The following is a 12,180-nucleotide window of genomic DNA, read 5'->3' as shown; positions in this document are numbered from 1 at the left end:
ACAATGGATACGAAGCACCGGGGGTTCGTGTTGATCATTCCCGAAATATATGCCCGCCTCTTTCAATGAGGCTTACCGGTGCAGGGCATGCTTTCGGGATATTCCAGTCTAGACGAGCGCCGCTGACCGGCCCCCGCAAATTTCACCGCTTCAAAGCAACATCGATAATCGACTTCGCTGCCTGAAACGCCGCCTCTATACCCATTTTAGACGTATCAAGCAAGTGTGCGTCTGCGGCCGGTTTCAAAGGACTGTCGATACGCCCCATATCCCGCTCGTCACGCTTTTTCACATCTTCGAAAACCGACTCGTAATCCGCGCTCTCTCCAGCTGCGATCATCTCGTCATAGCGACGTCGCGCACGCACATCGGCAGAAGCAGTGACGTAGAGTTTTACCGCTGCGTCCGGGCAAACAACCGTGCCGATGTCTCTGCCATCCAGAACCGTTCCTGGCTCCCTGTCGGCAAAAGAACGCTGAGCCTTGACCAGTGCGCGCCGTACCGCAGGCATGACTGCGAGCTTTGAGGCGGCCTCGCCGACCTCGTGCTTGGCCAGCACCGCGCGGTCAAGTCCGGCAAGCTCCAGATCCAGCGCCACCTTTTCCGCAATCGTCTCGTCATCAAGCGGCAGACCGGCATCCAGCAATGCTTTCGCTGTTGCCCTGTAGGTCAGTCCGGTATCGAGATGATGAAAACCATAGACCTCGGCGATCCGGCGAGACAGCGTTCCCTTGCCTGCAGCGGCGGGACCATCGATGGCGATCGTGAATGTCATTATAATATATCCTGCTGCTTTGGACTGGGGCCTGTCTGCTTGGCAAAGGCTTATTATAAGCCATGCCGCCGATCATCAAGACACGCCGGACATATCACGCAACGTCGCTCTTTAAAGTTTATCTTTGACAGGAAAGGCATCAGCGATTAATGGGACCGGCTAGAAATTTACCGTGTACTGCCGGAAATACGGCACAAACACCGAACCCACCTTACAATTCGAGGCTTAGACAGTGGCAAAAGCGGACCTTGGAACCAAGCGTACAGACCCTGATACCGGCAAGAAATTTTACGACCTGAACCGCGACCCCATCGTATCTCCTTACTCCGGCAAGTCCTGGCCGCTTTCCTTCTTCGAGGAAACCACAGCAGCAAAGAAGATGGAGCAGGCTGAAGAAGAGGAAGTCGCAGAAGTCGATACCGAGAACACGGAAGTCGAGCTCGTGCCTCTGGAAGATGCCGACAGCGATTCCAACGGCGACGATATCCCCGATATCGAAGGTGACGACGATGTCGAACTGGACGATGACGACGACACGTTCCTGGAAGCAGACGAAGACGAAGACGACGATGACGTTTCGGGCATCATCGGCGTGAACGGCGACGACGACGAAACCTGATTTCCACAGAATTCCTCGCCCGACGTCAAAAAAATGTCGTCGGGCGAAATTTTCGGCTTGCCATCTTCCCGAACCACAAGTATCAAGCCGCCACCGACGCAGACAACTGCTTCGGTTCCCGGAACCGGATTGAAGAATACCGGAACCCTTATGGGGCTATAGCTCAGCTGGGAGAGCGCTTGCATGGCATGCAAGAGGTCAGCGGTTCGATCCCGCTTAGCTCCACCAAATTTTCCACACGTATGGATTTGATAGAGATATCAATTTCTTAGTGGCCAGATCCGCTAATTCGTCCGACCAACTCCAACCAACATTTCCGACCAAGTTTTTGAGGCCTACGTTTTTGCCGCCTCAGATGCCCTTCGCCGCTGATCGGCTGCTGCGATTTGCCCGACCTGAGCCAATCGACCACGAAGCTGGCTTTCAAGTGCCTTCTTATGGTCAGCAGATGCAGTGCGGGTGATTTCTTCCCGCACCTTGGCGATCTTCGCATGTTGACGATTGGGGGCCACCACACCGCTCCTCAAAAGGACTACGCCGGTCACCTCGACTGACTTGTCGCGTACTGATCGCTCCTTGCTTCGTGCGTATCGATGGCCATGACGATACAGGGTCTTCTTTATCTCCCATATCTGAGCCTCTGGGACTGACACACCGGAAATGGTGAGATCGTCTGCGTAGACGCTGAGTTTGCACCCACAGTTCTCTACGAGCTTGGCAATTTCCGCCCACATGTCGACATAGCAAAGGTACGCGAGAATAGGACTACATGGGCTTCCTTGGGGCAAAGCGCCGTTGAAGGTTACGATGTTCGCCAAAATCACCGCTACGTCGTCAGAGCATTCCATCCGAGTGCGGAAGAACCAGATGGCTTTTTTCACGGTGCAACTTGGGAAGAAGTCCTCAATATCTAGTAGCCGGATTGATCGCGCACCGATATGAAATGCCGCATTATCTGCGTATGACCGCCCCGGCACGGGCGCGAATAGATAGTCAGGTGGAGTAACCCGCCTCAACAGGTCGGCAATCCGCGATTGCACCGCCTTGAGAGGTGCGTTGGGCGCACTGATCTTCCTAACGCCGCCTGATTTCTTAGGCTTGGTGAACTCGAAATACCGATGCTCGCCGACGGAGAGCGTTTCCAATTTTTCACGCGACACGTACAAAAGGCTTGCGAGCTTCGCTTTCGACCGAAGGCGGAAAAATGGGCTGTCGCGAAGAGAGTACGTGCGCCGATCCGTCAATTACGTACGAGCCTCAACGAATTGAAGGAACTGCAAAACCTTACCAGCTATGGCGCCCTTCACTTTTGATGCCTTACTCGGGTCCTCAAGGTTCTCAGAGAAAAACAATATGGACGACGCAGGTATGCCAAATTGGGAGGCATACTTCTCGATCAATTCAATTGTTGGAGTTTTCTTGCCGCTTTCAATCTCGGAAAGATACGATTTCGATATCTCAAGCTTCTCGGCAAGGTCCTGCTGCTTGAGATCGTGGTAGACGCGGATAAGCCGCAACGCCTCGGATAACATGATACGGTCCTTTCCAGTGAGAATACATTGGAAGCGACTTAGCTGTCGGGATCACCGTTGAACCAATTCCAAATACGCCAAAGGCGGTATAGGAACGTCCCCAATCGGAAAGTCCATTTTAGCAGGGCAGCGCCACGAACCCACTTGGGAAAGTTTCGCGTCCTTTTCAGTCGCTGTCGTCGTTCGTTAGTTTCTAAGGTCATTTTGACCTCCTCTCTGTCGCCCTCCCCACGGGATTGTGGTTTGGGGTCATCTCGACAGATCGCGCGGAACACGACGACTTAACCAATATACCAAGAGACCCCAGGTCATCCGGGGTCTCGCTTCGCCCGCCATCGTCCTCGGAGGGTCCAAGGGCCGTGGGCCGGGTAAGCAGTAGAGGGTTGCCCCTCCGCGAACTCCGAAGAGTCCAAGGTGTGATGAACTTAATTCCGTTTAACTAACGAGATCATAGATAGTTCATCGAATGCTTTTACGCAAGAATAAAGTTCGCTGTCAGTGAACTTTTTTCCCGATTTTAGAACTCTGGAATGAGTGCCCTGTGCAAACCGACCCTAGACTCTCACCTTCTAGAAACTGGTCAGTCCTCAATCAGCGCCCCAAGCGCTGCCGTGAACGGCACCCAATTTGCAAGCGGAACGAACGCCCTGACGGCAGACCTGATTTCGCTCTGGGTCAAGTCCCGGTCGTTCCAAACGCTATATCCATCAGCCCGGACGAAAACGCCCTAGCCGAGTTGATCTGGTCGGCGGCGGGAGTGCCGAAGAACGTCTCTGTCGGCGAGCCTGACGAACGCGCATTGCCAAACTGCGGGCCAATCGGGGTCATCATAAGCAGACTATCGGCAAACATTGGGACCACCGAAGCGGTCGCAGTGCGGGCAAAGCCGTTCTTGATCAGGTTCTCGGGCTTCATGTCCTCTTCCCAGAACTTGTCGAAGCCGTCGTCAGTGGAAGTCTGGCCAGCCTGACGAACCACATACGTCGCCGTTCCAGCAGCCAATTCACCCATGACCATGACCATCATTCGGGGGTCCTTTAGGATGCCATGGTTGGCAGTCCAAAGGGTGGACTTGGCCCAAGCGCCGAAAACGAAGGATCGAAACTGTGTGAACATGCTGGCGACAGGGTGACTCATCCATTTGGACAAGGCCCCATAATCGTTCGCCTGAACCAGACGGTCGGTATAGCGGCCCATGAAGGTGCGGAACTTCGAGACTGCTTCGGCATCCCACTTGCCGACGTTGACGCCGACGATCTTTCCGCCGTCAAATTCGCTATGGTTCAGCAAGTTCTTGAACAGCAGTTGCGCATCCCTGTCCCCGAGACCGATGGAGGCCAGTCGTTCGCGGTCCCTGAGCTTGATCTTGGAGAAGTCAAAAGCGTCGTCCCCGATCTTCGCCTTTCGAGCCATCGCCGCAATCTGCTGAGTGATCGCCTTCATCGCCCACCGCTGCTGATAGTCGCTGATGGCACGCATGAATGAGACTTGCGCCGTCAACTGCTGACCAGCCTCAAGGGCTGCATCAACCTTCTGGCCGATCCTGCTGGACAACCCCTCCCCTATCCGGTCTTCGTCCAGACGGAAATCGAACTTGTTCCAAAGACCCTCCAGACCAATGCCGGTCATGTCCGTAAGCTCTCTAAGCAACTTGTCCTGCTTGAAGGCCCCGGAGTTGATCCCCGCGACCATAGTGCGGATAGCCGGAAGTTGGCTCAACGACGCCCGGAAGCCCGTCAGAGAGATCAGCTTCCACCCCTCTTGGACTTGGTTCAAGCCCATGTTCGACATGAGTCGGATGAACTGTGCGGCTTTGATGCGACGCGCCCACTTCGCGTAGGCCCCAGAGTTGTCGAAGACAGGAATGCCATTGATGCGCTTCCAACCGAACTCGATATTTCTAAGTGCATTTTCCATAGCTTCCTTCTTGTCATTGTAGTTCCCCGGCATGAGCCGGTAGCTCTCGCGGACCATGTTCATCAGCTTGGCTAGGTCCGTTTCGGACTTGATGCCATCCATCATCACTTCCCCGGAGGTAGGGTTGATGAACTGCTGCTTGGCGAACGATACGCGGCCCGACATGGTGCGAGCGTAGCGGTGGAATAGAAGCTCGGCGTCGTCCTCGAAGAGATCGCTGACCTTGAGCTTCATATGCGTCTGGCCGTTGCTCGGGACCCTGAGAGGCACCGAGAACTGCTCGTTGTAGTCCATCAGTGTGCGACGCTTGAGGTAGCCAACGCCCTTGCTCGGTTCGACCGACTTCTTGGTTTCATCCATCAGCCCCGAGAGGGTATCAAAGACTTTCTCAAGCTCCTCGTCGGTGAGCAGGTTCTTGTTGTCGAGGTTTTCGAAGAAGGACTGCTTGAAGGCTTCACGATCGTTCAGATGAAGCGACCGAGAAAGGCCGTCGTCAATACCGTATCCGGCCTTGCGAATGTTGCCCCAATAGCCCCGAGCCATGCGCTTTGCGAGGTCGTCTCCAAGCTCCGGTGAGTGCTTGATGATCGCCGCCTTGAAGAAGGCTTCCATGGCGTCTTGGTGGATCAGCTCGTCAAGCTGAGAAATCTTCGCGTGGTTGGCGATGTAGGGCAGATAGTTCTCATCTGCGCTGCCAGACCACAGTCCAGCTTCCTTCATTTCCCGCGCAAAGTTCGCCATGCTTTTGCGCAGTGCGTTACCCGCTTTGACCACATGAGGGCTTGTATCGGGTGACGGAGCGGGATCACGAATGTAGGCCGAGACGAGACTGTTGAACTCATCCCCACGGCGTCCCCGTGCGGCCAGGTTGAGAGAGAACTGTCCACCTTCCGAGATATACGCCTTCTTCGCCGGGATGAACTCGACGTTGAAATCACCGACGTACTTGCGGTGCATGGCGGTCATCTTAGAGTTGACGCTATCGGGGACTACCGAGTGATCGGTGAAGCCCGCTGTCTCTTCGAAGAAGTTCGCACCGATCATGCGGGTGACGGGGTTTGCGTCAGTGGTCATCTGACCCGTGACGTCACCCTTGCGGAGCCAGCCGCCGAAACCGCGCCCGACGTCCTCGTCACGCATCCGAATGAGTTCGCCCGCATCGTCACCGATCAGGCTGTCCCGCTTCTGCGTGTTGCGAGCCGCGCCGCCGCTGCCTGTTGGGCCGGAGACTGGAAGGATATCGTCGTCATCGAACCGTGGAGTCTCTGAGCGTGGCGGGATCAGTCGCCGGTTCTCCGCCTCAAAGCGATTGCCGATCTCGTGAGCGAGAGAGCTTTCGAACTGTGAGCCAGCCGAGCGGGCAAGAGCGCCGCCAAGGGCACCGAAGATTGCACCGGCACCACCGGCCAAGAACGGGTCGGCGTAAGGGTTGTCTGTCAGGGCAGCAGAGGCCCAATCGACGGAGGCGTTCGATATGGCTCCAGAGGCCGCACCGATACCCACTCTCGCAGCCATCCCCATACCAGCCACCGCACCCGCGCCAATACCGCCCGTGGCGATACCTAGAGCGAGTGGTAGAGGGTCAGCAGCACCAGCCAGTAGGCCAGCACCTGTTGCTCTCCAGCCGCCCCCCTGCGAGGCGCTCCTGTCGCTTTGCATCCTGATCAGCCCATTGCATTCGCTGGCGTAGAACCAGATCGGAGGACGAGGAGAAGAGGAAGTCGTGGTACATTTCCGGGTATTGCTTGGAGAGCTTCATTCCGCGCTCCTCGCCAATCTGGAAATCGGGATCTATGCCACCCTCGGTCATCCACCGGATCGTCTGAGCGGTGATCGAAGAGGACAGAAAACTGTCCTTGAAGTCGCCCCAAAAGCCGCTGTTGGACGGTCCTGCGGGCTGCGTGTTGATATCGACCACCGTCTTCGGGGATGGCGCTGACACGTCCTGATACTGGTATGGATTTGACTCCGGTCGGCTCTCGCCAGCCGGGGTGTCGAAATAGGTTCGCTCGGAAGGCTGGAACTCACCGTTGAGAAGCGCCACAGCCTTAGCCTTATGGCCTTCCATCTGGTTGTTCACCTTGTCCCGAACGGTGCCCGGAGCGCCGCCGTTGTTGGCGTCACTGCGTCCATAATACTTCTCCCCAATGGAACCGGCGTTGATAGCCGAATACATTTCGAGAAGACCCATTCCGGGCTTGAAGCCGCGATCCACGAGGTAGTTCGCAGAAGCCGCAACGGCGTCCTGAACGGGCATGTCCTTGTGGTAGTTATATTTGCGCTGTTCCGGCTCACCCATCTGGATCAGGCCACGGTGGACGCCCCATTGCGTCGTCGGGCCTTTCTTCCACACGTCGAAGGTGCCGCCGGTTTCGTAGGACATGACGGTGGCAAGGTCTGCGGGATTAGCGCCAATTCGTTGTGCCTCGGCCTTGATGGCGTCTGCAAGTCTCGTGTTCATTGTTTCTCCTGAAATGAAAAAGCCCCCTGCGCAGGATTGCGAAGGAGGCTGGAAGGGTGGTGACGGTTGATAGCTGGTGCGGATCAGGTACGGGCAAGAAGGCGCTCTACAGCGGCCCTAGCAAGTGCATCAGCGGCTTCGTTGTCCGGGTTGCCCGCGTGGCCTCTGACCCATTCGAAGGCCACCGACAGGCCCGCTGTGGCGAATTCGAAGGCTTTCCATAGATCCTGATTTTTGACAGGTTTCTTGTCCGACGCCCGCCAGCCATTGCGGACCCAATTCGGTAGCCAGACGTTGACACCGTTGACGACATATTGGCTGTCACTGACGACGGTGATGGGAGTGGATTGGCTGAAATGTGGAAGTGCGCGGATGTGCTGAAGGGCTGCAATCGCTGCCGACAATTCCATCTTATTGTTTGTGGTGACTAGATCGGCGTCGGAAAGTTCGACACGCTCTATCAGAGTGTCGCCATTCCAGAAGGAGACAATTGCGCCCCATCCGCCGGGACCGGATTGTGAAGGCAAGACCCGTCAGTGTGGACGACAATGCGCATAGAGGTAGTGTTAGATGAGGCCAATGGGCGCTCTCCTTTGATTGAATAGAGGGATCGTAAGGGAGTGGAACAAGGCGGAAGCAGGTTCCAGAAAGAGGAAGACGGACTAGGGCGGCGTTCCGCCCAAAGACACCAAACTGTAGTTGGCGTCCTGTCCGCATTGTTAAGATGGTGTGAGGGGTGTCGTATATGACGGTTCGCCTTCCGGCGTCCGTCGTCGTCAGATCAAGGGACTGTTCGGCCCACTCTCGGGGCCTTCCTGTATGTCGTCAGACTGACGTAGTTGGAAGATGGCGAGTGTCGGAGAACTGAACAAAGTCAGCGGGTCAACGGCCTGTGGCCATACGGGTGTCCTATATATAGGTTTTTTGCCTCTCCGAAGAACGATTAAAGTTATATGATATCAGTTACTTACTCGATAGAGCGGCCTGTTTCCGGGGCAACGGATTGGCCACCCTACCGCCACGAACCATAAGTCCGACATGGTACTGAACAACCTGCCGGGAAATACCGAGTTCATGTCTGATCTCATTGGCTGACATGCCCCCGGACCACATGCGAGCGATGTTCTTCTGCAGCCCCCGGAGGTAGATGGTCTTGTCTGAGAGGTAGTCGTCGGCTCGACAGAACCCCCGATTGGTTGCTCGATTTCGGTTCTCGATCTCACGTCTAGCAGCACGTTCCGCCTTCTCCTGCTCAAACGCCGCACAGGGCCGCGAAAGGTGTCGGCGGATGCTCCGTTCGGACAGACCCAGCAGTGAGGCTATGGCGGACCTCGGGTAGTCACGGGCGGCCAAGACGTGGGACGCCTTGTGAGCGAAGTCGGCATCGTCCTTGGCGGCGATGGTGGCGTTTGTAGTCCGCACCGTCAAAGAGTGACCTCCCCGGAGGCAACCAACTGCTGAAAGATTTTGTCATCACGGGTCGGGCGGTCGCTGACATGATGATCGGTCTGTAGCTCCGGCCACCGATCTTGAATGAAGTCCAGCTTCCGGCGAAGCTCCGCGAGGACGCGGAGAGGTTCGACCACGTTGACCGACATGCCAATTCCACCGGCATTTAAGCGCTGGACGTATCGGGCATCTGACGAAGCGGAACCTATAATGGTCGGAAGGTCACTGTTCGGGAGGACGTCGGGGCGCTTTGTCGGCTGACCTTTCCGGTTTTGCAGATGCGGCCAAAGCTGCTGAATTTCCAGTAGTCGGGCGTTGAGTTGATCGGCCACAGCAACGGCGCGGCTGACGTTGGGATTAGCCCTCTTGCCACCCCGGAGTTCCTCGGAAAGGCAGCGGGACAAGTGGGAGGCTTTCTGTGGGGTCTGGAGGCGGTCCATTGTAGGTGTAGAGGATGAGTTCATGGGATTCCTTGATGGTGTTGAGAATGAGATTGTTGGTGGGCGTCATCGGGGTGCCGACGGGCATGAAACAGATAAACCCAGACGGACGGCGCTATTGTTTCGGGCTTGCCTCCTAGTGAGCGTGGCAAACCTGTTTGACGATGACGCATGATAAGTGTTGTGTTGTGATAGATTTCGCCGTGGAAGGTCGTGCTGACCCGCGCCCTTGATCGGTTCCACTTTGGCGACACAACGCGCACAAAGCTCCGCTACCCTCACCGGTGACTACCCGGATTGGCGGCTACACGGCGCTAGTCTCGTCCGCTTTTGCGGTCACGTGAGGCTAACCCGCTCCAGAATATGGCTCGGTTGGGCGTATATCGTCTTCCGCCCATAACGGTTCGATCTCGGCTTTCAACCAAGGCGTCTGGATACAGTGAACCGGCCTGTTCGCATGGAACAGACAAAGAGAGTGGGGTTTGTAGTTTTCGGAACCGCACATGGAAAGCCGGGGCTTCCTAGTGCATGGGGTTATGACGTCAGGCTGATATTGCCACGCCATCAGGTATGCGGGAGTGAGAATTAGCGTCTCATAAGCGTCATATGACAGTGGCATCTTCGAACGTCAAGATCATAAATTTCAATGACTTAGACGCAACAGACTTTAAGTCCGCTGAGAAATCTAGCTTAATGAATGTGTTAAGGCCCGTTGTGCGCAAAGTGTGCCATGAATTGTGCCACAAAAAAGTTCGCCCCCGTCACTAAGCGAGGGCGAGGCAGTCAATGATCGGCGCGATTGGCAACAATCTTCGGTGCGCGCTTCGGCTTCTGAGGCGTCCCCTCCAGAACGTGAAGGATATCCTCCAGCCCTCTCGGCTTGATCTGCATGTAGCGCATGGTGGTCACAATGGCCGAGTGGCCCATCCATTCCATGACGCGCTTGATATCGACACCAGCCAGCACCAGACGAGTGCAGCATGTATGGCGGAGGACGTGGGGTGTGACGTCGTGGAAGTTCAAGACCTCCCGCATCTCATCCCAACGGTCGCGCATCTTGTGCTGATTGTGCATCCCGAACGGGCCGACCTGTTCACGGTGTTCTTTCTGGCGGCGAGTGAGGATTTCACGGACCCGCTTGGTGAGCGGAACGGTGCGCGGCTTGCCGCTCTTGGTCTTCCAGAAAGTGACCGTCGAGAACTGCGGACCGAAGGCACTCCACTTGACTGGCATAAGCTCGGCAAAGCAGCGCGCTCCAGTGTCGATTAGGCAGACCGTGAGGTCGTAGTTGTCCTGATCGTTCTGTGCCGACCAGTAGGCCAGCATGGCGCGCTCCTCCATCTCGTCAAGGAACCGAAAGCGTGTCTTCTCCTCGCGGTTCCATTTGATCGGCGGGACCTTTTCAATGGCCCCGGCGTCCCGAGCAGTCTTGAGGATTTTAGAAAGCGCAGCGACCTTGCGATTGATGGTGGCCGGGGCATAGCCCTCGTCAGCCAGATCGACTTTCCAATCGGCAACGTCGGCGGAATTGATTTCATCGAGTGGTTTGTTTCTACCCCAATAATCTACAGCGGCCTGACCGTTGCGGATTTGCGCAGAGCCGCCCCGCGCTTGTGTAGACCAGACCGTTCGCTTAACGAAATCGAAGCATGATCCGAGTAGAGACAGGTCGCGGGTCTTAGACCCACTGATATGGATGCTAACAGGCGGGAGAGGTTTCCCCATTTCTATCGCGTGGCGGGCAGCAACCTCCCATTTGGTTGCATGTTCCTCTGTCGGGAATGTAGGCCGGAAGCGATTGCCGTCCTCAAGGGTGACGTCTGCTTGCCACTTATTGCCTCTCTGTCGGGCCATATCACGCCTCCCTGTTGGCGAGGGGAACGACTGCGGCGGCACTTTCGGCCTGTGCCAACACCTCATCGATCTTGGCACGCGCCCATTTCAACGGTCGCACCACGTCGGCGCTCATGACCGGATGCCCGTTCACTGCCGCCCGCATGGCCGTCATGATGAACTCTGCGGCAATGGTCATGTCCGACACGCTGTAGTCGAGCGGGACGGCGGATTTCTGTTGTCGACTGGTTTGCATTGGAAGCCCCCTGTTGAGAAACGAGGCCTCCTTAATAGCCAGGAAAACAATCGGCACAACAAGGGATAAAGACACCTGTAGGTGACGGTTGTCGGTGGACACTCAAGGGTGACTGCGGGTTTCCTGCGGGGACTGAGGATGATGCAGAGTTTGTGCCTAGATAGTCACCCGAAGGCGACGACACGCCAAATTGTCGCACCCTACCGACCGAACAGACTATTCAAAACGGAAGCGATGCCGCCAAACGCCAAAGCGCCCAGCGCGATCCAGCACGCAATGAGGATCAAGAATTCCATGATTACGCCTCCGCTTTGGCAGAATTAAGCACCTTTTGTACGGCTGATGAGGAGCAACCGACCTCTTTAGCGATCTGCCTTACAGACAGTCCATCGGCCCGGAGCTTCCTGATTTCCTCGTGATCGAGTGAGACAGGCCGTCCGGTGATCCACGGGGTTCCAGCCTTCTCCGCCTTGGCCTTAGCCTTGGCTATACCCTCAAGCTGACGCTCTTTTCGCAATTCAGTTTCAAACTGTGCAATGCTGGCAAGGATGCCAAAAACCAGCTTTCCTGTGCGTGTCGTCGTGTCGAGGCTGGCGTCGTCCAGCACCTTGAAGCCGACGTTATCCTTATTCAAACTGTCTACTATCTGGTGAAGATGAACGGCGGAACGTGCTAGACGGTCCAGCTTCGTGACCATGAGTGTGTCGCCCTCTCGAACATAGTCGAGGCACTTGGCAAGCTCCGGCCTGTCGTCGTCAAGACCAGATTGCTTCTCACTGAATATCTTGGTGGCCCCTTCCGCGATTAGCCTGTCAACTTGCGTCTGGTAGTCCTGCCCTGTCGAGCTTACTCGCGCATATCCTACAATCGTCCCCATGTGCACTATTCTCTATGATGT

Annotated in this window: 12 protein-coding genes and 1 tRNA gene; 2 read left to right on the top strand and 11 right to left on the bottom strand. The window is 56.1% G+C overall.

Annotated features, from left to right (window positions below):
- Positions 1-142 precede the first annotated feature (142 nt).
- On the bottom strand, positions 143-775 hold the full coding sequence (gene cmk / locus ASF29_RS01775) for a (d)CMP kinase (RefSeq protein WP_062447956.1): 633 nt from the start codon (positions 773-775) through the stop codon (positions 143-145).
- A 232-nt stretch (positions 776-1,007) separates the two neighbouring features.
- On the opposite strand from cmk, the gene ASF29_RS01770 reads away from it, so the two are divergent.
- Together ASF29_RS01770 and ASF29_RS01765 are read left to right on the top strand one after the other, a co-directional pair.
- Entirely contained in the window at positions 1,008-1,394 is a 387-nt protein-coding gene (locus ASF29_RS01770; protein WP_062447953.1) for a TIGR02300 family protein, read from the top strand.
- A gap of 152 nt (positions 1,395-1,546) precedes the next feature.
- Positions 1,547-1,622, top strand: a tRNA-Ala gene (locus ASF29_RS01765).
- A 107-nt stretch (positions 1,623-1,729) separates the two neighbouring features.
- Here ASF29_RS01765 and ASF29_RS01760 read toward each other — a convergent pair.
- From ASF29_RS01760 to ASF29_RS01715, 10 genes are all read right to left on the bottom strand, one after another.
- Positions 1,730-2,638 carry a reverse transcriptase family protein gene (locus ASF29_RS01760; RefSeq protein WP_062447952.1) on the bottom strand — a complete coding sequence of 303 codons (909 nt, stop codon included), beginning with the start codon at positions 2,636-2,638 and terminating at the stop codon, positions 1,730-1,732.
- Positions 2,639-2,926 (bottom strand): helix-turn-helix transcriptional regulator, encoded by a 288-nt coding sequence (locus tag ASF29_RS01755; RefSeq protein ID WP_062447950.1) that lies wholly within the window; start codon positions 2,924-2,926, stop codon positions 2,639-2,641.
- A gap of 675 nt (positions 2,927-3,601) precedes the next feature.
- Entirely contained in the window at positions 3,602-6,502 is a 2,901-nt protein-coding gene (locus ASF29_RS01750) for a hypothetical protein (protein WP_156462495.1), read from the bottom strand.
- Positions 6,426-7,304, bottom strand: a complete 879-nt coding sequence (locus ASF29_RS01745; RefSeq protein WP_062447946.1) for a hypothetical protein — start codon at positions 7,302-7,304, stop codon at positions 6,426-6,428. Before ASF29_RS01745 ends, ASF29_RS01750 begins: the two co-directional genes overlap by 77 nt.
- An 83-nt stretch (positions 7,305-7,387) precedes the next feature.
- Positions 7,388-7,831 carry a ribonuclease H gene (locus ASF29_RS01740; RefSeq protein ID WP_348271296.1) on the bottom strand — a complete coding sequence of 148 codons (444 nt, stop codon included), beginning with the start codon at positions 7,829-7,831 and terminating at the stop codon, positions 7,388-7,390.
- A 436-nt stretch (positions 7,832-8,267) separates the two neighbouring features.
- Positions 8,268-8,732 carry a hypothetical protein gene (locus ASF29_RS01735; protein WP_062447944.1) on the bottom strand — a complete coding sequence of 155 codons (465 nt, stop codon included), beginning with the start codon at positions 8,730-8,732 and terminating at the stop codon, positions 8,268-8,270.
- Positions 8,729-9,217, bottom strand: a complete 489-nt coding sequence (locus ASF29_RS01730) for a hypothetical protein (protein WP_156462494.1) — start codon at positions 9,215-9,217, stop codon at positions 8,729-8,731. The genes ASF29_RS01735 and ASF29_RS01730 overlap by 4 nt, the downstream gene beginning before the upstream one ends.
- 759 nt (positions 9,218-9,976) lie before the next feature.
- On the bottom strand, positions 9,977-11,047 hold the full coding sequence (locus tag ASF29_RS01725; RefSeq protein ID WP_062447941.1) for a site-specific integrase: 1,071 nt from the start codon (positions 11,045-11,047) through the stop codon (positions 9,977-9,979).
- Position 11,048: 1 nt separating this feature from the next.
- Positions 11,049-11,282 (bottom strand): hypothetical protein, encoded by a 234-nt coding sequence (locus tag ASF29_RS01720; protein WP_156462493.1) that lies wholly within the window; start codon positions 11,280-11,282, stop codon positions 11,049-11,051.
- A 298-nt stretch (positions 11,283-11,580) separates the two neighbouring features.
- A complete protein-coding gene (locus tag ASF29_RS01715; RefSeq protein ID WP_062447935.1) occupies positions 11,581-12,159 on the bottom strand; it encodes a recombinase family protein in 579 nt (192 codons plus the stop codon).
- Between the last annotated feature and the right edge of the window lie 21 nt (positions 12,160-12,180).

It is taken from the genome of Rhizobium sp. Leaf262 (genome assembly GCF_001422245.1).
Classification (GTDB): Bacteria; Pseudomonadota; Alphaproteobacteria; order Rhizobiales; family Rhizobiaceae; genus Agrobacterium.
This window is presented reverse-complemented; position numbering and strand designations above follow the sequence as displayed.

Bases quoted from the DNA above. Each gene is read 5' to 3' on its own strand.
- ASF29_RS01715 (WP_062447935.1), bottom strand. From the start codon at position 12,159: ATGGGGACGATTGTAGGATATGCGCGAGTAAGCTCGACAGGGCAGGAC.
- ASF29_RS01755 (WP_062447950.1), bottom strand. From the start codon at position 2,926: ATGTTATCCGAGGCGTTGCGGCTTATCCGCGTCTACCACGATCTCAAG.
- ASF29_RS01730 (WP_156462494.1), bottom strand. From the start codon at position 9,217: ATGAACTCATCCTCTACACCTACAATGGACCGCCTCCAGACCCCACAG.
- ASF29_RS01750 (WP_156462495.1), bottom strand. From the start codon at position 6,502: ATGCAAAGCGACAGGAGCGCCTCGCAGGGGGGCGGCTGGAGAGCAACA.
- ASF29_RS01745 (WP_062447946.1), bottom strand. From the start codon at position 7,304: ATGAACACGAGACTTGCAGACGCCATCAAGGCCGAGGCACAACGAATT.
- cmk (WP_062447956.1), bottom strand. From the start codon at position 775: ATGACATTCACGATCGCCATCGATGGTCCCGCCGCTGCAGGCAAGGGA.
- ASF29_RS01725 (WP_062447941.1), bottom strand. From the start codon at position 11,047: ATGGCCCGACAGAGAGGCAATAAGTGGCAAGCAGACGTCACCCTTGAG.
- ASF29_RS01720 (WP_156462493.1), bottom strand. From the start codon at position 11,282: ATGCAAACCAGTCGACAACAGAAATCCGCCGTCCCGCTCGACTACAGC.